General features: G+C 60.5%; 23 protein-coding genes and 1 tRNA gene. 18 read left to right on the plus strand and 6 right to left on the minus strand.

Translation table 11 applies throughout. From position 1 onward, the window contains the following. Positions 1-3: 3 nt before the first annotated feature. From D7S89_RS27500 to D7S89_RS17515, 3 genes are all read left to right on the plus strand, one after another. Positions 4-96, plus strand: a tRNA-Sec gene (locus D7S89_RS27500). 250 nt (positions 97-346) lie between these two features. After that, positions 347-580, plus strand: a complete 234-nt coding sequence (locus D7S89_RS17510) for a type II toxin-antitoxin system Phd/YefM family antitoxin (protein WP_121279266.1) — start codon at positions 347-349, stop codon at positions 578-580. Then, entirely contained in the window at positions 577-972 is a 396-nt protein-coding gene (locus D7S89_RS17515; protein WP_121279485.1) for a type II toxin-antitoxin system VapC family toxin, read from the plus strand. Before D7S89_RS17510 ends, D7S89_RS17515 begins: the two co-directional genes overlap by 4 nt. Positions 973-1,383: 411 nt before the next feature. Here the strand turns inward: D7S89_RS17515 and D7S89_RS27215 are convergent, their stop codons facing one another. Both D7S89_RS27215 and D7S89_RS17520 read right to left on the minus strand, forming a co-directional pair. Continuing rightward, positions 1,384-2,295: a hypothetical protein gene (locus D7S89_RS27215; protein WP_147426700.1), complete on the minus strand. Its 912-nt coding sequence runs from the start codon at positions 2,293-2,295 to the stop codon at positions 1,384-1,386. 458 nt (positions 2,296-2,753) lie between these two features. Continuing rightward, positions 2,754-3,035: a type II toxin-antitoxin system RelE/ParE family toxin gene (locus tag D7S89_RS17520; protein WP_245983006.1), complete on the minus strand. Its 282-nt coding sequence runs from the start codon at positions 3,033-3,035 to the stop codon at positions 2,754-2,756. Positions 3,036-3,463: 428 nt separating this feature from the next. On the opposite strand from D7S89_RS17520, the gene D7S89_RS17525 reads away from it, so the two are divergent. The 6 genes from D7S89_RS17525 (at position 3,464) to D7S89_RS17550 (ending at position 8,843) form a co-directional block, all read left to right on the plus strand. After that, positions 3,464-4,237 carry an IclR family transcriptional regulator gene (locus D7S89_RS17525; RefSeq protein WP_425470835.1) on the plus strand — a complete coding sequence of 258 codons (774 nt, stop codon included), beginning with the start codon at positions 3,464-3,466 and terminating at the stop codon, positions 4,235-4,237. 37 nt (positions 4,238-4,274) lie between these two features. Next, complete coding sequence (locus tag D7S89_RS17530) at positions 4,275-5,030, plus strand: transporter substrate-binding domain-containing protein (protein ID WP_121279268.1); 756 nt, start codon at positions 4,275-4,277, stop codon at positions 5,028-5,030. A gap of 17 nt (positions 5,031-5,047) precedes the next feature. Continuing rightward, on the plus strand, positions 5,048-5,716 hold the full coding sequence (locus D7S89_RS17535) for an amino acid ABC transporter permease (protein WP_121279270.1): 669 nt from the start codon (positions 5,048-5,050) through the stop codon (positions 5,714-5,716). Next, a complete protein-coding gene (locus D7S89_RS17540; protein ID WP_121279272.1) occupies positions 5,713-6,480 on the plus strand; it encodes an amino acid ABC transporter ATP-binding protein in 768 nt (255 codons plus the stop codon). Before D7S89_RS17535 ends, D7S89_RS17540 begins: the two co-directional genes overlap by 4 nt. Then, on the plus strand, positions 6,477-7,415 hold the full coding sequence (gene hutG, locus D7S89_RS17545; protein ID WP_121279274.1) for a formimidoylglutamase: 939 nt from the start codon (positions 6,477-6,479) through the stop codon (positions 7,413-7,415). Before D7S89_RS17540 ends, hutG begins: the two co-directional genes overlap by 4 nt. A gap of 387 nt (positions 7,416-7,802) precedes the next feature. Then, positions 7,803-8,843 (plus strand): alpha/beta hydrolase, encoded by a 1,041-nt coding sequence (locus D7S89_RS17550; RefSeq protein ID WP_121279276.1) that lies wholly within the window; start codon positions 7,803-7,805, stop codon positions 8,841-8,843. 125 nt (positions 8,844-8,968) lie between these two features. On the opposite strand, the gene D7S89_RS17555 is transcribed toward D7S89_RS17550, so the two are convergent. Next, on the minus strand, positions 8,969-9,844 hold the full coding sequence (locus tag D7S89_RS17555; RefSeq protein WP_121279278.1) for a patatin-like phospholipase family protein: 876 nt from the start codon (positions 9,842-9,844) through the stop codon (positions 8,969-8,971). A gap of 654 nt (positions 9,845-10,498) precedes the next feature. Here D7S89_RS17555 and D7S89_RS27505 point away from each other — a divergent pair. The 4 genes from D7S89_RS27505 to D7S89_RS17570 all read left to right on the plus strand — a co-directional run bounded on the left by D7S89_RS27505 (position 10,499) and on the right by D7S89_RS17570 (position 13,619). Then, positions 10,499-10,654 (plus strand): hypothetical protein, encoded by a 156-nt coding sequence (locus D7S89_RS27505; protein WP_183085250.1) that lies wholly within the window; start codon positions 10,499-10,501, stop codon positions 10,652-10,654. A gap of 168 nt (positions 10,655-10,822) precedes the next feature. Beyond that, positions 10,823-11,089 carry a DUF1488 family protein gene (locus D7S89_RS17560; RefSeq protein ID WP_121279280.1) on the plus strand — a complete coding sequence of 89 codons (267 nt, stop codon included), beginning with the start codon at positions 10,823-10,825 and terminating at the stop codon, positions 11,087-11,089. Between the two features lie 203 nt (positions 11,090-11,292). Then, a complete protein-coding gene (locus tag D7S89_RS17565; protein WP_121279282.1) occupies positions 11,293-12,891 on the plus strand; it encodes a SagB/ThcOx family dehydrogenase in 1,599 nt (532 codons plus the stop codon). A gap of 173 nt (positions 12,892-13,064) precedes the next feature. After that, positions 13,065-13,619, plus strand: coding sequence for a prolyl hydroxylase family protein (locus tag D7S89_RS17570; protein ID WP_121279284.1), 555 nt, complete (start codon positions 13,065-13,067; stop codon positions 13,617-13,619). 127 nt (positions 13,620-13,746) lie between these two features. On the opposite strand, the gene D7S89_RS17575 is transcribed toward D7S89_RS17570, so the two are convergent. Beyond that, positions 13,747-14,256, minus strand: a complete 510-nt coding sequence (locus D7S89_RS17575; protein ID WP_121279286.1) for a DUF1269 domain-containing protein — start codon at positions 14,254-14,256, stop codon at positions 13,747-13,749. 194 nt (positions 14,257-14,450) lie between these two features. Here D7S89_RS17575 and D7S89_RS17580 point away from each other — a divergent pair, with 194 nt between their 5' ends. After that, a complete protein-coding gene (locus D7S89_RS17580; RefSeq protein WP_121279288.1) occupies positions 14,451-15,359 on the plus strand; it encodes a LysR family transcriptional regulator in 909 nt (302 codons plus the stop codon). A 34-nt stretch (positions 15,360-15,393) separates the two neighbouring features. Here D7S89_RS17580 and D7S89_RS17585 read toward each other — a convergent pair whose 3' ends face one another. Continuing rightward, entirely contained in the window at positions 15,394-16,065 is a 672-nt protein-coding gene (locus tag D7S89_RS17585) for a peroxiredoxin-like family protein (protein ID WP_121279490.1), read from the minus strand. A 124-nt stretch (positions 16,066-16,189) separates the two neighbouring features. Then, a complete protein-coding gene (locus D7S89_RS17590) occupies positions 16,190-17,626 on the minus strand; it encodes an alkaline phosphatase family protein (RefSeq protein ID WP_121279290.1) in 1,437 nt (478 codons plus the stop codon). 426 nt (positions 17,627-18,052) lie between these two features. On the opposite strand from D7S89_RS17590, the gene D7S89_RS17595 reads away from it, so the two are divergent. The 4 genes from D7S89_RS17595 to D7S89_RS17610 all read left to right on the plus strand — a co-directional run bounded on the left by D7S89_RS17595 (position 18,053) and on the right by D7S89_RS17610 (position 22,236). After that, entirely contained in the window at positions 18,053-19,741 is a 1,689-nt protein-coding gene (locus D7S89_RS17595) for an SNIPE associated domain-containing protein (RefSeq protein WP_121279492.1), read from the plus strand. 186 nt (positions 19,742-19,927) lie between these two features. Then, positions 19,928-20,263 carry a DUF4148 domain-containing protein gene (locus D7S89_RS17600; RefSeq protein WP_121279292.1) on the plus strand — a complete coding sequence of 112 codons (336 nt, stop codon included), beginning with the start codon at positions 19,928-19,930 and terminating at the stop codon, positions 20,261-20,263. Positions 20,264-20,483: 220 nt separating this feature from the next. Then, positions 20,484-20,852, plus strand: a complete 369-nt coding sequence (locus D7S89_RS17605; protein WP_121279294.1) for a hypothetical protein — start codon at positions 20,484-20,486, stop codon at positions 20,850-20,852. A 91-nt stretch (positions 20,853-20,943) separates the two neighbouring features. After that, on the plus strand, positions 20,944-22,236 hold the full coding sequence (locus tag D7S89_RS17610) for a TolC family protein (protein ID WP_121279296.1): 1,293 nt from the start codon (positions 20,944-20,946) through the stop codon (positions 22,234-22,236). Positions 22,237-22,240: the final 4 nt, after the last annotated feature.

Here is a 22,240-nt window from a genome sequence, read left to right on the forward strand (position 1 = left end):
AGGGGAAGGCATTCGCATCCGGTGGTGCGGCTGGGCTTCAAACCCAGTTGGGGGCGTCAGACGCTCTCGGGTCGGTTCGACTCCGGCGGCCTTCCGCCGGGAAAGGTCTCGGCGGGGCTCTTGGGTTCTCTGCCGCGCTCAGAAAGTCCCTTATTTCAGTTGGTTTTGCGGATAGCAAGGTTCATGCGGGCGCGCTGCCCGTCTTGCGCGATTTCGGGCAGGATGATGGGTAGGATTTGGGGCGAACCGTTGAAGCGGCATCTGCCAGCGCGCGCGGAAATGACTTGTTTTAGTAGTCATTTATGGTTATGATTGTGCCTATGGTCACATGACTATAGGGGGATCAATGGAAGTCAACCAGGTTTCGAAGTCCGAGTTCAAGGCAAAAGCCCTTGAATTTTTCCGCTTGGTGGAAGCGTCCGGCGAGAGTGTCGTCGTGACCGATCACGGCAAGCCGACGCTGGAAGTCCGGCCGTACCGCAGCAAGGAGCGCAATCCGCTAGATGTTTTGCGCGGCTCTGTGGTCCGTTATGACGACCCGACCGAGCCGGTCGATGTTGAGTGGGAGGCCGCCCGGTGATCGTCGTTGATACGCACGCGCTGGTCTGGTGGGCAAACGGAGACGCCGCGCTGAGCAAAAAAGCCAGGGCGGCGATTGAACGAGAGCTGGATGGCGGGCAGATCGTTGTATCGGCGATCACCGCTTGGGAAATCGCGATGCTCGTCGAGCGCGAAAAGCTTGTTCTGTCGATGGACGTCGCAAGCTGGCTTACGACTGTCTCTGCGATCGACGCCGTTCGCTTTATGCCTGTAGATGTCGAAATTGGCCTGAAGTCGGTAGATTTGCCAGGCGAGTTCCATAAGGATCCGGCCGATCGCATGATCGTGGCGACCGCGCGAAAGCTAGCTGTGCCGCTGGTGACCCGGGATGAGAAGATTCGCGCCTACAAACACGTCAAGACCATTTGGTAACCCCGGGGCAGGGAGCGAGCCGGTGGGCCTGACGCGTTTGTAGGGCGAGTTCGTTCGAGACGAGCCCTCCGCTGTGGTTGTCTCCGCATTGCGCAAACGGTTCCCCTTTTTTGCTGACCATTCTTGAGCCGTGCCAAATGCCGCTCTGCCGCCGACTGCAATGGCGACCGACTGTGATCTGCGGTGGAGTGTGGGCGCGGGAGGGCCGCTCACGGATAGGCTACGGCCGACTGCATCAGGCAGAAGTCGGCCACAAACTGTCGCTCACATATGTCATCACCAAAGCACTCACATGTCTGCTTGCCTTCTGCTATCGGTCGTTCGACAAGCGACGACAAAACTGGAAATGTAAACCTACCGCGAAAACGAGCAGCGTTTAGCCATTATGTAGCGCGCCACTCAGCCACAAAATTAATTTTCCTGTTGCGCTAGCATCTGGAGGAATAGGGGCTGAATTTCTTTATGAATAGCCAATCCAGCGTCCCAGTATTCCTGGTGTGCAAACCGAGGAAAGTATTCTGGTCGTCGTGATGAACTGGCAATAAAAGTTGTTAAGCCATAGTTAAGGACAGTGGCGAGATGGGTTAGAGTATGTTTGGAACCACTAGGCGGGCCGCCTAAAAGAGCGAAGGCCACACGATCTGTCCCCGGTACTGTCGGCTGAGATCCAATGAGTATGGAGTCTCGCGAATGATGAACTGCCTCCGAAAAAAATTCCCCGGTCGCGTCACGAAATTCCTGCATGTATTGGGTCCATTCCTGTGGCAAACCAAACGATTGGTCTGATCGGGCAACACGTTGAGCGAGTTTTTTATTTGAAAACAACTTGTACCAGTGTTCTTTCGGAGACGAAATATCGTCGAGAAAAAAACTCCGAAATGTTTCGCGGTCGACGGAGAGGGCTACGACCATGTAACTTAAATCAGAAGTTGCGCGAAGCAGCGCTCGACTAGGCGTATCTAGGCCTTTCGAAACGAGTTCAATAACAGAATGGCCATAATTCGCAAGTTGACACAGTACGCACGCCATCGCGAAGTCTGGATTCGCGCTACATGTCGGGTCGAGCCAATCGGGAGGAAAAAATCGCTGCTCCGAACGATTCAGATAAAGTGCATCTGCAAACCAAGCAATGCTTCCGACTAAAGCTGTGCATAGGCCATGCTCCACCGCAAGGGTGCTCCGTACAACGTCGTTAGCCTCGGCTTGAACTTGCTGCCCTACATCGAACATTGTCTGAACGGTCTCGCTAGACGCCAATGCACTGACTTGCTCTGCAAGGCGCGAGCGTTCGCTCGTTTGTTCGGGATTCTTAGAGTCTGACACGATGGGGGCGTGAATGATTAAGTAAGGTAACTATACGGCAATGTCTGCTTTACTTTGAAAGCTGCCGTATGGCCCACGCGGTGTCGAACGGCGGATGCGGGTCGACTATCGTCGATCAGGAGCGAACGACGAGTACCCAACTCGCTCCGGCGACAATGCTGGATGATCGTTTCGGCTGTGATCGCCGAGCGATTTTCGATAGTGCGAGATTGCCGGTGGTGCGTAGTCGATCGCCCAGTCGCAGGCCGCCCGCTATCGGAGAACCAGATCGACGGCACTCGGGTACGGGTGGCTGGAGGCTAGTCGCAGCACGGCGCCCACGCAATTGTGGGTAGAAGTGTGGGTAGCCAAAACGGAAAAACCTAGAACCCTTACCCGGCGTGCCTTTCCGGCCAGCGGTTGGACTCGGCTGCCTTCCGCCCTAATTAACGAGCAGGCTCCGGAGCGCTCCGGGGCTCTCAAAACGCCAGCCAGTGGCTTGCCAAATAAAACGATAGTTGCTGTTGGTGGCGAATCGAAAGCAGATACACCGTTCCCCTGGTCTGCGCATATAGCAGCAGGTAGTACGGCATCACGTACTCGCGCAGTTCGCTGCCTTCGTCAATGGCGCCGAGTTGTTTAGTCAGACGAGCAACGCCGTTGCACACCTCCACGGAGCGGGCAGGCCGCTCAAGGAAGAGGCGGCCGATGCTGGGAAGGCGTTCCAGCTTACGGATGACGGTATCGGTCAATTCGTCCAACAGTGCATCGAAGGCTCGGGGGGCACCCCAACGGTAGAACGTCTATTCCGTGATGCTGTGGCGCTTGCACTTGCGCCAGCGCCAACTTGACGACCGCGGCCGGTTGGTTTTCCCAGCCACAGATATTCTGTTGCCCGTGCAGTCGCCGGTATGTCGCGATGGACGGCGATAGCATCGACAGGCGGCACAGCGCTGACGCGCAATCCGCCGTGCTGACTGCTCTCCCCCTGATTCCTAACTCTTATCCATGACGAAAGCCCGAGACTTCCGCCTGACCGCAGCTTCGACGCAACGCACGCGGATGCCGAGAATTCATCACACAAAATAACAGCACCACACGTGCGGGAATCTCCCTACGCCACCGTTCCCGTCAAACGGGAATTTCGTTTTTGAAAAATGAGAACGGGGTGGCAAAGTTTCACCATCGCATCGCAACGAGCTGCATCTTTCAAGTGAACCAGGAACCGACCGCAACCGGCGCCGAACGCGTGCTATTCGTGCTTGCGGCACTCGCGAGCCACGGTAAGGCGATGTCCGTCAAGGATCTGCTCGGCGTGACGGGCCTCGCGCAGAGCACGCTCTATCGGCAAATCGCGTTGCTCAAGCGCTGGGGCTTCGTTTCCGAAAACGCGGGGTATTACGCGCCGGGACCCATCAGCGTCCAACTTGCCCTTGGCTTCGACATCAACTCGCTGGTCGTCGAGGCAAGCAGGGAACTGATGTCGGAGCTTGCGCGCGTGTCGCAGGAGAGCGTCGGTCTCGTGGTGACGGTCAACAATCAGGTGATGTGCCTGGAGATGGTCGAGAGCAGTCACTCGTTGCGGTGCTCGTTCGAAAAGGGGCATGCGGTGCCGCTGAAAGCGGGAGCATCTGCGAAGTCGCTGCTCGCCTTCATGACCGACAAGGCACGTACCGAAGCGCTCGACAAAATGTTCGAGGGCGATCCGGGCGGCCGCGCCCGCCTCGAAGCGCAACTCGAGCGCATTCGCACCCAGGGCTATGCGGTGAGCGACAGCGAAGTCGATCCCGGCGTATGGGGGGTGAGCGCCCCGGTGTTCCAGCGTGTCGGGCGCGGCGTCGGTTCCAATGCCTCGATCACGCTGATGGTGCCGTCGACTCGCGCAACCGGCCGCGAGTCGCAGTTCATCGAATTGACGGTGCGCACTGCTCGGGCGATCTCCGAGCGGCTGCAAACCGAATGATCTGATTGTTCGATCCCAACCACGAAGGAGTACTGCCATGAAATCCCGCAAGCTGTTTTCGATTGTGTGCCTGACGCTCGCGGCGACGTTCGCGGCAATGCCCGGCGCGGCGTCCGCCCAAGGCCAGGACACGCTTCAGGTCGCCACCGACGCGACGTTCCCGCCGATGGAATTCACCATGAACGGGCAACGCACAGGATTCGACGTCGACATCATGAATGCGATCGCGAAGGCGATGGGCAAGAACATCCAGTGGACCGACATCGACTTCAAAGGGCTGATTCCAGGCCTGATCGCGCATCGCTTCGACGTTGCGATATCGGGCATCTACATCACGCCGGAGCGCAGCCAGGTGGTGGACTTCACCCAGTCGTATTTCGCCGGCGGACTCGTTGCATTGGTGAAGGCCGACTCGCCGATCAAGACGCTGGCCGATCTCGACGGCAAGAAAGTATCGGTCCAGGTTGGGACGAAGTCGGTCAACTTCCTGCGCGATAACTATCCGAAGGTCACACGCATCGAAGTCGAGAAGAATCAGGAAATGTTCGACCTCGTCGGGATCGGCCGCGCGGACGCGGCCGTCACCGGCAAGCCGGCTGCGTACCAGTTCGTGCGTACGCGACCGGGCTTTCGTGTGCTCGACAAGGAGCTGACGACCGAGGCTTATGGCATCGCGGTGCGCAAGGATGAGCCGCAGTTGCGCGACGCGCTCAACGCTGCGCTAGCCAAGATCAAGGCCGATGGCACGTATACGGCAATCGTTCAAAAGTGGTTCGGCCCGAACGCCAAGTAATCAGCCAGGTCACGGACATGACACTCGATTTTTCGCCGGCGATCGCCGGTTGGGCAGACATCGCGCATGGCGCGTTGGTGACGGTGGAGGTGACGGGGGCGGCGCTGGTGCTGAGCTGCCTGCTCGGGCTCCTGATCGGCATCGGGCGGCTCGCTCCGCAGCGCCGCTTCGTTTACGGATTGTGCACCGCCTACCTGACGTTCTTCCGTGGTACGCCGCTGCTCGTGCAGTTGTTCCTGCTGTTCTTCGGTCTGCCGCAGTTCAACATTCTGTTGCCGGCGTTCCTCTGCGGCATGCTGGGGCTCGGGCTGTATTCCGCCGCTTACGTATCGGAGATCGTCCGGGGCGCGATCCAGTCGATCGATCGCGGGCAGATGGAAGCCGCGCGCTCCGTCGGCATGTCGTCGGGACAGGCCATGCGCGCCATCATTTTGCCGCAGGCGATCGTTCGGATGATCCCGCCGCTGGGCAACGAGTTCATCGCATTGGTCAAGAACTCGGCGCTCGTGTCGCTGTTGACGATCAATGATCTGATGCATGAAGGGCAGAAGATCATCAGCGTGTCGTATCGCTCGCTCGAGGTGTATCTGGTGATCGCACTGGTGTATCTGGCGCTGACGCAGGCGACCCATTACGGTCTGCAGCGCGTCGAGCGTCGTTTGCGTGCGGGAGGCATGGTCCAATGAAAAACACATCTGAACCGATCGTCCAGATTCGTGGACTGACCAAATCGTTCGGTAACCACGTCGTGCTCGATGGCATCGACTTCGACATCGAGCCGAAGCAGGTAGTCGTCGTGATCGGGCCGAGCGGCTCCGGCAAGAGTACGTTCCTGCGGTGCTGCAACGGGCTGGAGCAGCCGGACGGCGGCACGATCGACATCTGCGGACACCGGCTGTGCGATCACGGCACGTTGCTGGATGATCGGGCGCTCAACACGCTGCGTGCCGAGGTCGGCATGGTGTTCCAGTCGTTCAATCTGTTCCCGCACTTGTCGGTGTTGCACAACATCACGGTCGGACCGCGCATGCTGCGCGGCATGTCGAAGGAAGAGGCCGAGGCAGCCGCACTCTCGCTGTTGCAAAAGGTCGGCCTTGCGCACAAGGCGCACGTGATGCCGGCGAGCCTGTCGGGCGGTCAGAAGCAGCGTGTCGCGATCGCGCGTGCGCTCGCGATGCAACCACGCGTGATGTTGTTCGACGAGCCGACATCGGCGCTCGATCCGGAACTGGTGGGCGAGGTGCTGCAGGTGATGAAGGTGCTCGCCGAAGAGGGGATGACGATGGTGGTCGTCACCCATGAAATGGGTTTCGCGAAGGAAGTCGCCGACGTGGTGGTCGTGATGGACGGTGGCAAGATCGTCGAGGCCGGTCCGCCATCGGAAATCTTCTCGGCGCCGTCGCAACCGCGCACACGCAGTTTTTTGCAAGCGGTGTTGTCACGAGCATGAAACGCGAATTCGACGACAAGGTATGGATTGGGCGCTCGGATTCCGGCGAGCCGGGCGACACGCGACGCGTGTTCGATGAGATCGCACCGTTTTCAGGTGACACGATAGCCCAGGGCGAACCGGTGATCATAGGCTTCGGTTCCGATGAAGGCGTGCGGCGCAACTTGGGTCGCGTAGGCGCCGCAAGGGGGCCGGAGGCGCTGCGCCGTGCGCTCGCCGGATTGCCTGCCAAGGGAGAGGGGCCGGTATTCGATGCGGGCGACGTGGTCTGTGAAAACGGCGACCTCGAAGCGGCTCAGGAAGAGTTGGCGCAGACGGTTCGCGATGTGCTCGCGCGCGGTGGCTTGCCGCTCGTATTGGGCGGTGGTCACGAGGTGGCATGGGGAACGTATAGCGGCTTGCGTGCACACCTGGGGCACGACCCTTGGCGCAAGCTCTTGATCGTGAACTTCGACGCGCATTTCGATTTGAGGCAGACGCGGCCCGCGAATTCAGGCACGCCGTTCGACCAGATTGCATGCGACTGCGCGGCACGCGGCGACGCGTTCCGTTACGTGTGCTTCGGCATTAGCGATCTCGCCAATACAGCGGCATTGTTCGAGCACGCAGGTAAGCTTGGCGTGCGCCACATTCTCGACGCGGACATGCAAGAGTCGCAGCTGGCCGCGCGCCTGGATGATCTCGACGACATGCTGGCGGAGGTCGACGACGTCTACCTGTCGATCGATCTCGATGTGCTGCCCGCTGCAACGGCACCCGGCGTATCGGCTCCGGCGGCGCTAGGGGTGCCGTTATCGGTGCTCGAAGCGATGGTCAAGCGAGTGCAAGCGTCGGGCAAACTGCGCGCGGCCGACATCGCCGAATACAACCCCTCGCTCGATCAGGACAAGCGCACCGCACGTGTGGCGGCGCGGCTCGCGCATCGGCTGATGTAGGCGCTATAGAAGGAAGAGACGGCGCGGGGTATTTCGATGGTCGACGCAACGACGGGCTGTTTCGGATCGCGATCGATCGCATGTGCTTTGCAGGGCTGACACTGGCGGATCAATGATCGCTTGGTTAGCCCGAGATGGATCGCCACGCATAGTCAATCCACCACGAAGCTCTCGCTCTCGATTTTGCGCATGCAAATCGAGAGCGCTCGCTGGTTGACGGTTGCTTGACTTACGTTGGCAATCATCTAATTTTCAACAGAAGCTCACCCTGCTCGTCAGGCAGCACTGCGCGCAGGTTGTGAATCCTCTTCTTTTGCCGGCCCGCTCGCATTTTGCGCGACCGAGCCCATCGGATCGATTGCGCGCGATCAGGGCGGTGAAAAGAACATGCGCTCCATTTATTTTTTCACGTTAGCTTTCGCCGCTGCGCTGGCGGCGTGTGCGGCGCACCCGTCGGCGGATGCTCCTCCGAAGCTGGCTGTTGAAAGTTACATGATCCCCTCGCAAACTCCGGGAATCCAGCTCTACATCCGAAACAAGCACCCCGAGGGCCTGACACGGTTCAGCCCGTCAAGAACGCTGCTTTATATCCACGGCACCACCCAGGCAGGTGAAACTACCTTTGATCTGCCGTTGGAACAATCGTCATGGATGGACACGATCGCACGACATGGCTTCGACGTCTATTTGGTCGACTTACGCGGCTACGGCAGGTCGAGTCGACCGCCTGAAATGAATCGGCCGCCGTCCGAGAATCGACCGATCGTGGCGGCTGATGTCGCGTTGAAGGATGTCGAAGCGGCGGTGGATCATATATTGGCTCGTCGTGGACTGCCGCGGCTTGATCTGATGGGCTGGTCGTGGGGAGCGACTCTCGTGGGCGCATATACGGCAACTCACAACGGCAAGGTGAACCGCCTCGTACTCTATGCACCGCAATGGACACGAGACGCTACTGCGGCGGGTCGTCAAGCGGCGCTCGGGGCTTACCAGGCATGGACGCCCGCTCAAGCCCGCGATCGCTTGCAGGCGGGTGCGCCTGAAGACAGGAGGGATGAACTGTTCCCACCAGCATCATTCGAGCTCTGGTCAGCGGCTGCGCTGTCGACGGACCCGGATGGTGCGCAGCAGCATCCGCCCGTGGTGCGGACCCCCAATGGGGCATTTGAGGACATCGTCGACTACTGGATGGCCGGAAAACCATTGTGGGACCCATCCGCTGTCACTGTTCCCACGCTCGTGGTTCGCGGCGAGTGGGACGCCGTTACACGTGTTGGTGAAACGCAGGCGGTGTTCGATCGACTCAGGAATGCGCCATCGAGACGGATGATTGAGATCGGGGGTGGCTCGCATATGATTTTCATCGAAAAGAATCGCAAAGAGTTTTTTCGAGAAGTTCAATGGTTTTTGGACGAGTCGAATCCGTAGGTCGGGTCGGCCCTGTTTTCAGCAAAGGAACACCTCACCACATAGCGGACCATTGGCCGCCGATCATACTCGTCGCGTCGTTGGCCTTTGTCACAATACGGCTGGTCACAGTTCGCTTAGCGCCGCTAATGCGCGCTATGCGCGTGCTCGCGCAGCTCACCGGGAATCAACGCGCGATCGAGGCCGCCATCACCGAGCCATGCACGCGTCTTCTGCGCAGCCCGCTCGATCAGTTCGGCGCACTGCGTATAGTCGTAAGGCGAAACGTCGAGTGGACACAACGGCGGAACGACATAGATCTGCGCACGCGTCGAATAGAACTCCAAATCGCGCACGAGCTGGCGTGCGATGACGAGCGTCAGCGCATGCAGGGCCTGCGCGACCGCGCTACGCGGCGGCGCGTGCAACGCACAAGCGAAACCGGCTGGCAGCACGATGATACGCGTCGCGCCGAGCGCGACGGCCACCGATATCGGCGTGTTGTTGGCGACGCCGCCATCGACGAGATCGACCCCGTCGATACGCACAGGCGGAAACACGCCGGGTATGGCTGCACTCGCCAGCACGGCGTTCACCACGGGACCGGCAGCAAGAACGACTTCGTCGCCAGCAAGCACATCGGTCGCGACGATGTGAAGCGGCAAGGTCGCCTGCTCGATCCGCTCATACGACAGATGCGTCTCCAGCAGCCGGCGCAACGCGTTCGCCTCGACGAGATGTGGACGACTGCGCAGAATCGTCGCGAGCAGCCCAAGCATAGAAAGCGGCATGATGTCCTGCCGCCGGATCTTGCACCAGAGCGCTTCGAGCATGGCGACGCCATCGCCGTCCGGTCGTCCGGCGAAATACGCTGCGTTGATGGCGCCCGCGGAGGCGCCCACCACGCAGCCCGGACGCTCACCGCGTTCGAGCAGTTCGCGCAGCATGCCAACCTCGATCGCACCGAGGCTGCCACCGCCAGCGAATACGAATGCCGTCAAACTCGAAGGGTGGGAATTCATGGCTATTTCGAAACGTCTGCCCGAGGCTCAACATCCATTGCTGCTGCCAGTCGCACCAGCTCCAGCATGCCGAGGTTGCCGCATACGAGCGTGTGCCTCGCCCAGTACTGACTGACCCATTAATCGCCGCGACGTCTTTGTCCTTTGGTCAGGTCCAGCAGCCCAGTCTGCATGGTATGCCCCTTTCAACGTATCCACCAAAGGTCAGTAAGATCAGCCGTCAAGATTTAGATTGCTTTGCAATGGCATTGAGCGCATTGTGAAGCCATCCGTGACGAGGATAAGCACCGGATCAGCGGCGCGCACAGCAAGTTGAGCAGGGCAAGCGCAAGCAAGCCGAAGCTCAAAATGACGGCGCCGAACATACATTTGAAATGCCCACTGCGCCTCAAACCACGGAACAGCGCGTCTGACATGCGTCAGTCGCGAGACTGCTGAAGAGCAGTCAGCAGAAGCCGGCTAAACGCCGGCTTTGTTTGTCTGACGGACTAGAAAATTGGCCGGAACCGAGGCGAAGCGGGAGGCCTCCATTCGACCGCCGGGCCAGGGAAACACTGAATTGTTCCTGAGGGACAGGAGCCGGGCGGGATGGCGGTTTCCGTGAGCGCATCACCTACAATGTAAAGATGGTCGCGACCTATCGAGGAGGCTGCCATGACTCAGTCAATGATTACCTTTGTGGTCGGCCTGGCGGTCCTGTTGGTCGTCGCGTTCATGCTGGCGCAACGTTACATGCACGACCACAAAGGCGACGAGATGGTTCAGTGGCTCGATGCACATCACATGGGTTGGATGCACCGTAAGCATTGACGGCGCGGTCAACGATGCGTCAGGCAAAGCGGCTACGTTGACGCACAAATGGCGCACGCCTTGGCACTGAGGCGCGCGGACAGCGAGCGCGCGCAGAAGCGGCGCGAAAATGACGCCCGCATCAATGTCAACGCGAGCAAGTGGCGTTATATCTGTCAGGAGAGTTAGATGGGAACAAGTGGCGTGACGCTCAACTTTCCTAATCCCAGTCGCACCTACGACGCTTCCCGACACTGTGTGTGCTTCTGGGGCTACGACAATTCTCGCGAGATTACCTTTCTGGTCGACGATGCGATGCTGGCGAAACTGAACTCCGACATGGGTTCTGGCGAGTTCGCCTTGCTTGCGGCCTTCGACCGCAACCGCGACCGGATTCTGGGACTCGCCAGAGACCTTTATAAGGGTGGTCCCCAGATCAGGTATACGATCTCGTGAGAGGGGCTAGACAGCGCCAATTATCTTGGCCGGTCCTTTGACAATGACCTGGGCCGGCGACGAGGAATCGCCGGCGGCGCCGAAAGCGATGACAGCTGGCCGAAGCGCACCGGGTTCCACGACGTGATGACGGCCGCGCTCCAACGTCGAGCCATCCGGTTTTGTACAGCCGCGTGTGCGGGTATTCCGGGTCTGAGTGGGACATGGATCGGTTAAAGCATGCGCTGCTTGATTATCACGAACGCAGCAAGCACCGTCTCAACTTCTACGCTCCTGGCCCTGCGGGGCTCGACTGGACAACCCAGCCGGATCCGTTCCGGGTGTTTCACGGCACGCTGCGCGTTGGTCTGCCGTTAGTCGCGGACACCCTGGCCACGCGCTACAACGAGTTACGCTGCGGCACCTTGCCGCCCGCGCACGGATTCGATCTATCCAATCTGGCAATCCTGTTCGAACTCTCGCTCGGCTTGTCGGCGTGGAAATCCTATGGCGCTCAGCGGTGGGCACTGCGCTGCAACCCTTCGAGCGGAAATCTGCATCCGACTGAGGGCTATCTTCTGTGTCCGGCTCTGCCCGGCTTGCCCGCAGGCGTCTACCACTACGTGAGCCGGGATCATGCGTTTGAACATCGCGCTGCGGTGGACGAGCCGCAATGGACGGAGGCGTTTTCGGAAAGCGGTGTCCTGGTCGGCATAAGCTCGATCCATTGGCGCGAAGCGTGGAAATACGGCATGCGCGCCTGGCGCTACTGCCAACAGGATTGCGGCCATGTCATCGCTGCGATGAGTTACGCAGCGGCAGCGCTCGGCTGGCAGACGCGATTGATGGAGGCGGTTGCGGATGATGCAGTGGCCGACTTGCTTGGCGTGGAGCGCCGCGAAGATTTCAGGGAAGCGGAAACGGAGGCGCCGGATCTGTTGCTCTGGATTGGCAACCCTGAGACGCGGCCCGATCTTGAGAGCATGCTGATCGCTTTGGATAGGGCACAGTGGCACGGACGCGCAAATCAGCTGAGTTCGGGACATGTGGCGTGGCCGGACATCGATTCGATTCAACGCGCCACGCACAAGACCCGTACTCGCGAACCACGCTTGCAGAATCCGGAGCAGTTTTCAGCACCGGCGACGCCAGCCCTCGATCTCAGCTTCGCCCGAATCGCCAGACAGCGTCGCAGCGCTGTGAAATTCGATGGCACGACGCGCATCAGCGACGCGGCTTTGTTCAGCATGCTGGCGTGTCTGCTGACACATCCCGACACGCCGCCGTGGAATGCGCTGATGTCTCCTGCCGCAGTGCACGCGGCGCTATTGGTGCACCGCGTCGACGGCCTGGAGCCGGGCCTTTATATGCTCGTGAGAGCTCCGGGAGCGCTGCCGGAACTCAAACGGTCTCTGCGTCCGGAATGGTTGTGGCAAAAGACCGGGCCGGACCATCTGCCGCTCTATCTTCTACTGCCTTACGATTTGCGCGCGGCGGCAAAGTCGATTTGCTGCCACCAGGATATCGGCGCTGATTCCTGCTTTGCGCTGGGGATGATCGCGAGATTCGAAATCGCCTTGAAACAACCATGGCGATATCGCTATCTTTTCTGGGAATGCGGCATTCTCGGCCAAACGCTCTATCTCGAAGCTGAGGCTGCCGGAGTTCGCGCCACGGGGATCGGCTGTTTTTTTGACGATGAAATGCACACACTACTCGGAGTGAAGGATCACACCTGGCAAAGCCTGTATCACTTCACCGTCGGTGGCGCGGTGGACGATCAACGCCTGTCCGTAGTTCCGGCGTATGAGGTTCAGCCTTGAGGGGGGATGACCCAACCAGGCTGTTCGGGCGGCGGTATCACCGCGCTACGCTGTCGGCGCTCACGTAGGTCGGCGATGATTGCGCAGTCGACGTACCGGAGACTCCGCCCCTTCTTTTTCGATAGAATCGAGCAGAAGACCAATCATAAATTCGGCCAAATTCAGGCACTTCGATGTTCATCCAGCACGTGTCTCAAGCTCTTCCCGGTAACCTGTGCGCAGAGTTACTGGACTTCGCACGCCAGCAAGCTTTTGAGGCCGCACCTGTCAACTTCTATGGCGAGATGCAGCGTCAGGAGTCGGTACGCAACAACGATCGATTCGAATGGGACAATCCTGAGCTTGCGCAGCGGCTCCAAGATTGTCTCTCGCAGGCGATGGGGAATGACTTTCCTCGCCTGCTCGACGGCATGCGCTACGTCGCGGCGGGAAGCCACTTCCGGATCTATCGCTACAGGCCCGGCCAGTATTTCAAACCTCACCGGGACGGTTCGTATCAGGACGGACCGAACGAGAGTCTGGTCACGGCGCTTTTTTACCTCAACGATGCCGATGGCGGAGAGACAATCTTGATGCCCTACGGGCTGCGCGAACAATGGGCGCATCGACCCGTTTCACCGCGTGCAGGAGATGCACTTCTTTTCGAGCATCGTGTGTGGCACGAGGGCAGGCCAGTCCACTCGGGCGAGAAGTACGTGCTTCGCACGGACCTTTTTTACGCCGAGTAGCGTACAACGAGCCTAATCTTCCACTGGCTGCCGCGCGGCCCAATCGCTGCGCACGAGACCATACGGCGCGCTGTCGGACACCTCGTCACCGACGATCTGGTTTCGTAAGCGTCGATCCGTTTTCAGATCAGGGGAAGATCGGCGTCGTGGGCTCGGCGCCGCGCAGATCGGCTTGCGGAAAGTGTTGCTTCACCAACTCCTCGATCTCATGCTCTCGCGACACCGGTACATCGGCCATGAGCAACAGTTGGCCGTCTCGTATGGCGTCACGAAAGCGAGCGAGTAGGGAGTTCGGTTCAGCGACGCCGATCATGGCGGCCGTCCAGGCTCCGAATCCGGCGCCTGCCAGCGTCATCGCGACGACGGCACCGCCCGCGATGGTCAGCCCAGCCGGAGGAAACACGAGCGCAACGAGGCCGAGAAACGCGCCTGTCGCACCGCCGAGCGTCACGCCGCGTTCGAGCGCGTGAATCACGTCGCTGCTTTGCAGTAGCGAGGCTTCGGGCAGTTGTTCGAGCGTGACGCTGTGATTCGCGAGGACATGGATATGCCGCCAGGTGATGCGAGCCCGCAGCAAGTCGTCGACGATGGCCTTTGCCATTGCCGCGTCCGGCACGAGAAAGTAGAGGCGCCTCATGATGTGACTCCCTCAGTCAAGAGGTCATCATCCGCAACGTGCGATGATATTTATCATACGCCTCGCTCGCCCGTTGGAAGGTGCGCAGGCGTACGGCCGGAGGGGGAGGGACCCGCCTCGGAGATACCGCGCGAGCGCTGCCACGACCCAACCACCCCCAGCAACCGTACAGCTCAAACCGAACAGGCACGCACATGGACCGGATGGCGGCGATGGAGACGTTTGTAGCCGTAGTGGACGCGGGTTCATTTACCGCGGCTGCTCGTCAGCTCAAGTTGGGGCAGCCGGCCGTGTCGAAGTCGATCGCGCAACTCGAGGAACGCCTGAACGCGCGGCTACTACTGCGCTCGACCCGAGGCTTGACGCCGACGGCCGAAGGGCAGCGTTTTTATGAGCACGCGCGCCGTGCGATCGACGAAGCGGATCAAGCCGAGCAGGCGGTCCGCGAATCGTCGGCGGGGCTCTCGGGACGGTTGCGTATCGCCGCCGCCGTGACCTTTGCGCGACTGCACGTGCTGCCGGCGCTCAAGTCCTTTCTCGACGAGCATCCGAAGCTGCACATCGACATCATCCTTGACGATCGTTCGATCGACCTGCTCGAAGAGGGCGTGGACGTGGCGTTGCGTATGGGCCCGCTCGACGACTCGAGCATGACCGCACGACGTATCGTGAGCGGCCGGCGTCTGGTGGTCGGCACCCCACGCTATTTTGCGGAAGCCGGTATTCCTCATACCCCAGCCGACCTGAGCCGGCATCAGGCGATCGTCTATTCGCTCAGGGGCGGCGGAGAATCTTGGTCGTTCACCCGGGGCGACGGCACCGAAGCCGCTGTGGCAGTGTCCGGCCGTGTGAGGGTGAGTGCCGCTGAGGGCATGCGCGCGGCAGTGTTGAGCCACATGGGGCTCGCGGTGGCCTCGGAGTGGATGTTTTCGCCCGAACTCGCCGATGGCACCGTGCAGGCGGTACTCACGGACTGGATGCTGCCGCCGATCGACGTCTGGGCTATTTTCCCGTCCGGCCGCATGGCGACGACGAAGGCTCGCGCCTTCGTCGCTTTCGTCGAACACCTGCTAACGCAAGGTCGGGCTGGTACGGCCGTATAGGCTCACATACACGCGGTGCATGCGGACAGGCGGCTTAGACCTTGGCCGCAGCGCTTTCGAGTATCGGCAACATCTCGGCCGGATCGGGCCGATGCGTGTAGTCAGGGTTGACGTCCGCATACAGCACGATGCCGTCTCGACCGATCACGTAACGTGCCGGCATCGGCAGCGTCCAGCTCGGGTCGTTGTTGAACGCCGGCAAATCGTTTTTCAGTTGCTTGTAAAGCTCGACGAGATAGTCCTGCAGCGCGAAACGCAAACCGAAGGCTGTGCCGATCTCGCCGTGCGCGTCGCTCAGCACCGGAAAGCCCAGCTTGTTGTCGCGCACCGACTTGCGGCTGTTGACCTGCGTCTGCGGCGAGATGGCGACTACATTGGCCCCGTACGCTTGGATCCGAGGCAGCGCTTCGTTCAAGGCTTGCAGTTCGAGATTGCAATACGGGCACCACACGCCGCGATAGAACGTGATGACCAATGGCCCTTGCGCGAGCAGATCGACGGAGGACACCTCATTGCCGTTCTGGTCTTTCAGGCTGAATTGCGGCGCCAGGTCGCCGACCTTGAGCGCGCGGCTCGCCTGACCGCTCGCGATCAGTTCCGCCGTCGCGCGCTCCATGATCGGATGGATTTCCGGCGGGGCGTTGTACGGGGGCTTGCCGGCCTTGAAATCGGCCTTGAAGGCGTCGAGTTTGTCTTGCAGCGACAGGGTCGATTGAGAGGTGTTCATGATCTGCTCCTCGTTGGATGACGGTGAGCAGATGATGAAACGTGAGGCGGCCGCGAAGAAGACGGCCGTCATCGATAACAGTCATTCCCGACAGGCATGCGGATCAGCTTCTGACCTTGCGCAAGTGGCTGTCCCACGCAGCCGTGCGATCGCGAATGTATTCGCCGATCTCCGCGCTCGTGTTCAACTGTGGCTGAACGTGATCGAATCGGCCGTGCTCGTCCGGAATCGGCAGCTTCGAAACGCGCCATGCATGGATGCGTTCGAGCGTGCTCGGCGTCGAGACATTGGGCCGGCTTCCGTCAGGCCCCGATTGAGGTGGCAGGATCGATGCGAGCGGATCGTCGGCGCGCGGATCGCTCAGCGTGAGCACGTCGGCCAGGCTCGGCGCCGCGGCGTCGCGCTTGGTCAGCGGCGGCACGTTCCAACGGTCTTCAATGGTCTTGAGCACGCTCGTGTGGTCGATGGTGCCGCTTTGCGCGCGGTACACCGTGCCGGCCTCGATGCGAGGCGAGATGAGCAGGGACGGTACGCGCACGCCAAAGCGTGCGAAGTCGAAGTTGTCGAATTCGCCGATCGAATTGTCGGGGGGCGTGGCCGTCGCCGGCGGCGCGACGTGATCGTAATTGCCGCCGTGCTCGTCATAAGTGATGATCAGCAGCGTGTCGTTCCAGGCGGGGCTGCTGCGCAACGTGCGGTAGACCTGATAGATCAGTTGCTCGCCCTTCGCGACGTCGTAGTTCGGATGCTGGCTGTTGCCGTTTGCGCTGAAATCGGGCTCGAGAAACGTATAAGCGGGCAGCTCACCCGATGCCGCGCGGCGCTGAAAGTCGGGAAACAGGCCGAAATGACTTTCGTCGGCATGGAGCGTGTCGGGGAAATCGGTGCGCGTCAGCGGCGCACGGTTATACCCGAAGATCGCCCAGTCGATGCCATTGTCCGCGAGGCGGCCATAAATGCTCGGGCAGGTGAACGATTTGACGTGATTGTCGAGCCGCCCTTGCGAGGTGGCCGCAGCCGCGAACGCGCGGTTCGGCACGGTCTGCGTCGGCACCGAGGCGAACCACTGGTCACACACTGCGTAGCCGCGAGCGAGCGCGGACATGACGGGCAGCATGTCGGGCGTGTACATCTGCATGATGTCGGCGCTCTGGGTGCCCGGCAGCGAATCGCTATAGTGATGCGCGATATCGTAGTCGATCGCGCTCTTGAAGTTCAGCACGAAGCCGCGGTTGCTGGGCTTCGTGCCGGCAGCCGGATGCATCGTCGAGAACAACTGCATGTTCGTGTTGTAGAAGCCTTCGCCTGGATCGGCACCGGGCTTGAAGTAGGCATTGGCCATCCCCGCCGTGATCTTGCTCATTGCAACGTTGCGCCCACTGTCGTCAGGGTTCGATTCGTCGCCGGTCAGGCCTTCGAACGGGGCGCCCGAGGGCGTCTTGCGGTTGCCGTCATAAAGGAATCCGAGCATCTGGTCGAATGAGCGGTTCTCCAGCATCAATTGAACGATGTGCTTGATCTGAGAAAGCTGATTGGCCATGTCGTGTCTCCAGGGCGTGGGGAATGGGGCTGATGCAGCGAGTTCGTTAGACCGCCGCGAACCGGTTGGTTGCATTGCGCTTCGATGCGCTGTGCGGGATGGGATGGCCTGTATGTTGTTCTTGATTTGTGTCATTTTTCTTTTGCATCGAGCGTACACCTGGACAGAGGGCGTCCTCTTCCTGTCGAGGTTGACAGGTCCAGAGAGAACTTTTGCACACTCTCGGAGCGAGACTGGCCTCTGACCGTGTTGCGGTCCGAAGTTAGGGCTTGCTCGGGTCGAACCTAAGGAGTTGGCTTGAGCATTTGAGTTCATCGCAGGTCTTTGCGACGAGAACGTGGCAAAGTACCGGCTGCTGAAAAAATCAAACTAGTTGTGCAGTCGGCTGCTGCCAGAGCCGACTGCACGCAGAACCTGAGAGAGACCGTGGCCTTAACCATAACAATTCTTGTCATCATCGTTGCAGTGCTGCTGTGGCGATACTCCGTCGCCTCCAATGCGTTGTCAGCAAGCAAGAAAGAGTCTACCGACCTCAGTGCGGGCCTCGAAGCATTGCGAATAGCGAAGGAGGAAAACGACGCTACGAACGCCCATGCGATTGCCATCTTGCGAGAGCAACTGACGACAACGACGGCCGACAGGGACTCGCTCTCTAAGTTCGTCGATATACGCGACACAGCGGTCGAGGCTGACCGCATCAGGTCCGAAGCTGCCCAAATCCTGAGCTTTGCTGAGAGCAAGTCCGCGGCGTCGGTCGCAGCTGCCGAGGAAGAGGCGACGCGTTTGGTGGCAGAAGCGACTGCTGAAGCCAAGCAGAAGCGCGGCGAGGCGGAGCAGATGATTTCGCGCGCGAGCTTGCAAGCAGCGAAGGTTATCGAAGATGCTCGCATGCGAGCGGGGGAAATCGGCGGTGACGCTCTTCGGGCGCTGGAGGATGCCGACCGACTGACAGCCACCGTGGCCGCCATGAAGAACGTCATTGAAGGCTACGGGGATTCTTACATGATTCCCAGCCACAGTTTGCTCGACGACCTAGCGGAGACCTATTCGCATACGGAGGCGGGGAAGCAACTTAAGGTCGCGCGCGACTATTCGAAATTGATGGCCACGCAGAAGCGGGCCGCCGAGTGCGATTACGTGGAGAAAATCCGCCGCGACACTGCTATCAGGTTTGTGGTCGATGCCTTTAACGGGAAGGTGGACTCCATCCTCTCGCGTGCCAAGGTGGACAACTTCGGCACGCTGCAACGGGAAATCAAGGATGCGGCCGCGCTGGTGAACCACAGCGGTGCCGCATTCCGGAACGCGCGGATTTTGAAGGAGTACATCGACGCACGCATTGAGGAGCTGGTCTGGGCGGTACGCACGCACGAGCTCCGCGAGCGCGAGAAGGAGGAGCAGCGGCAGATTCGTGAGCAGATGCGTGAGGAGGAGAAGGCTCGCCGGGAGTATGAGCGTGCGATGCGTGAGGCAGCAAAGGAGGAGGACCTTATTCGTCGCGCGATGGAGAAGGCGCAAAGTCAGATTGCTCGAGCGACGGAAGAGCAGAAGGCGCAGTTCGAGGCTCAGCTTGCCGAGCTTGAAGAAAAGTTGCGACAGGCAGAAGAGAAGAACCAACGGGCGCTTTCGATGGCCCAGCAGACGAAAGCTGGCCACGTCTACATCATCTCCAACATCGGCTCGTTCGGCGAGCATGTTTACAAGGTTGGTCTGACGCGCCGCCTTGAGCCGTTGGACCGCGTTCGGGAGCTTGGTGATGCGAGCGTGCCGTTCGCGTTCGATGTCCACGCGATGATTTGGTCGGAGAATGCTCCCGAGCTCGAGCGGACGTTGCATCGCAAGTTCTTCGAGGCACAGGTCAACAAGGTAAATCCGCGCAAGGAGTTCTTCCGCGTGGGCCTTGCAGATTTGCGGGCAACCGTTGAGGACATGGGGCTGAACGTGTCGTGGACGATGACGGCTGCTGCTGCGGAGTATCGCGAGAGTCTTGCGATTGCGCATCAGATTGAGGCGGATCCGGATCTGCGCGACAAGTGGTTCAGACAACAAATCGCCTATGAGGCGGCGTTGGAGAGCGATGAGGAGAGTGTGGTGGACGCTCCCGCCGACGCCTGAATCCGTTTTACGTTTCGGCGGTCGGACGGCTTGGCCGGCCAGCTGCCCGCGATTGTATCGACGCGGCAAACAGTGTTTTCGGAATATAGGTATTTACCCTAGAGATCCTCGCTCCTAGAATCCATTTCAACAGCTGCTCAGTATTGGTTGTAGCTGGTCCGGAAATAATCTTTGGAGGTAGGTACCATGAAATCGCTCATCAGCGCAGTCGCTCTTGCCGCCGTTCTCGCGACCCCGGTCGTGTCGTTCGCTCAATCGAATCAGCCGCTGACGCGCGCGCAGGTTCAGCAGCAATTGGTCGATCTCGCCAAGGCTGGCTATGTCCCGTCGCGCGGCGCCGACCCGTACTACCCGGCCGATATCCAGGCAGCCGAAGCGCGCGTCGCCGCGCAACAAGCCGGTACGCAACAAGCGGCCGTGACGCAGACGGCGGCGAACGACATCGGCGGCGTGGCTGACACCAAGGTCCAAGCGGGCCGTCCCGCAGTGGCCGGCGAGAAGTCGATCTTCTTCGGTCAATAAGGGATTCGGCGAGGTGGCATTGCGCGATGCCGCCTTGTCCGTTCTCTCTCGATAAACCGTGACGAGCCTGCATTCAGCCGAAGCGGGCTCGTTGCACAAGCCATCCATGACCTCAGCCGTGGAGTACTCCGACGGTGTTGTACGGCCGATCACCGTCCCGATGTGAGGCGAATGGTCGTCAGATAGCGATTGAGCTACGCCTCAAGCTATACTGCCCGCCATGAAACTGCTTCGCACCTTCATCCTCTTGCTGCTCTGCGCGGCGCTGCCCATCAGTGGGCTGGCGGCCAGTGGCTTGACCGGTGAATGTCCGATGCAGCAAACCATGTCCATGAACGCGGACGCCAGCATGCCCGTCGACATGCCGGGCTGCGATTCGATGAAGCCCTCATCCGGCGACAAAGCCAAGGCCAAGGGCATGTTCTGCAAAGTGACGGCCCAGTGCCAGTTCGGTAGCCTCTACCATCCGGCCGCCAAGCCCGACGTCAGCCGCCCCGCGGCGATAGCCAGCTCGGTCATCTTCCATTACGCCCAGTCTCTTCCGGTCCGTGACCCGAACGGGCTATGGCGACCTCCCCGCTTCATCTAACCCCGATCTAACAGGTTCACCGCAGTCGCGGTGAGATTCGTCCAATACCGGACGTGGAATCCCTATGGGATTTCGCCGTTGGGATTAGAACATGCCATTCATCTTTGGCACGCCGCTGCGTCGGCGTGTTTCTTGGCGCGTGCACTCGTTTTTTGCCGCGCTTCTCGTCGCGGGCGTCGCTCACGCCCAGCAGGCACCTTTCACGCTCGACGCCGCACTACAGGCGGCGACAGACCGCTCCGCATCGATGCAGGCCGCGCAGGCGTCGGTGCGCGCCAGCTCGGAGGCGGCCGTCAAGGCGGGCCAGTTACCAGATCCGATGCTCAAGGCGGGCATCGACAATCTGCCGGTCAACGGTCCGCAACGCTTCACCATCGGCCAGGATTTCATGACGATGCGCCGTATCGGCATCGAACAGGAGTGGGTGTCCGGCGAGAAGCGGCGGCTTCGTTCGGCCCTGGCCGGCGAGATGGTCGGGCGCGAGCGCGCAGGCTATCTGGTGCAACTCGCGACCGTTCGCCAGCAAACCGCCACGGCATGGCTGAATGCTGTCTACGCGAAACAGGCGCTCGCGCTGCAGCAGGCGTTGCTCGACCACATGCACCACGAGCTGGCGGCGACGAAGGCGTCATATCGCGGCGCAAAGGCGAGCGCGGCCGATGTGCTGCAGGCGCAGGCGATGCTTGCGCAGACCGAGGACCAGGTGCTGAAAGCGCAACAAACCTATCAGACCGCGCTCATCGGCCTGTCTCGGTGGACGGCCGCTCCCGTTTCCGACGTAACCGGCGAGCCGCCTGCGCCCGAGTCGTTCGTGTCGTCTCTCCCACCGGACGAACTGCGCCTTTCACAGCCGACGCTCGTGGCCGCAGCGGACGACATTGCTGTTGCCGAAGCCGATACTGCGGTCGCCGACAGCGAGCGCAGCCCGAACTGGACGTGGGAAATCGCGTATCAGCAACGCGGCGGTGCGTACTCGAACATGGTGTCGGTAGGCGTCACCATCCCTTTGCCGCTGAATCGGAAAGACCGCCAGAACCGCGATGTCGCGGAGAAAGCCGAACTCGCGACGAAGGCGCGGCTCATGTACGAGGACGCGCTGCGACAGGTGCAGGCCGACATCCGTGTGCAATCCGCCACGCTGGCGAGCGGGCGCGAGCGGATCGCCAATCTGAGCCAATCGTTGCTGCCAGCGGCCGACCAACGCCTGGCGTTGGCGAATGCCGCCTATCGGGCGGGCTCCGGCTCGCTCGCGGACACATTTGCGGCTAGACGCGCGCAACTGGAGGCTCAACTGCAGGTCCTCGACCTCAAACGAGAGGTATCGCAGACCTGGGCGCAACTCGAATATCAGGTCGTGCCACAGACGATGGCCGCCGAACAGTGACGGA

The sequence above is a fragment of the Trinickia fusca genome (genome assembly GCF_003628145.1).
Lineage (GTDB): Bacteria > Pseudomonadota > Gammaproteobacteria > Burkholderiales > Burkholderiaceae > Trinickia > Trinickia fusca.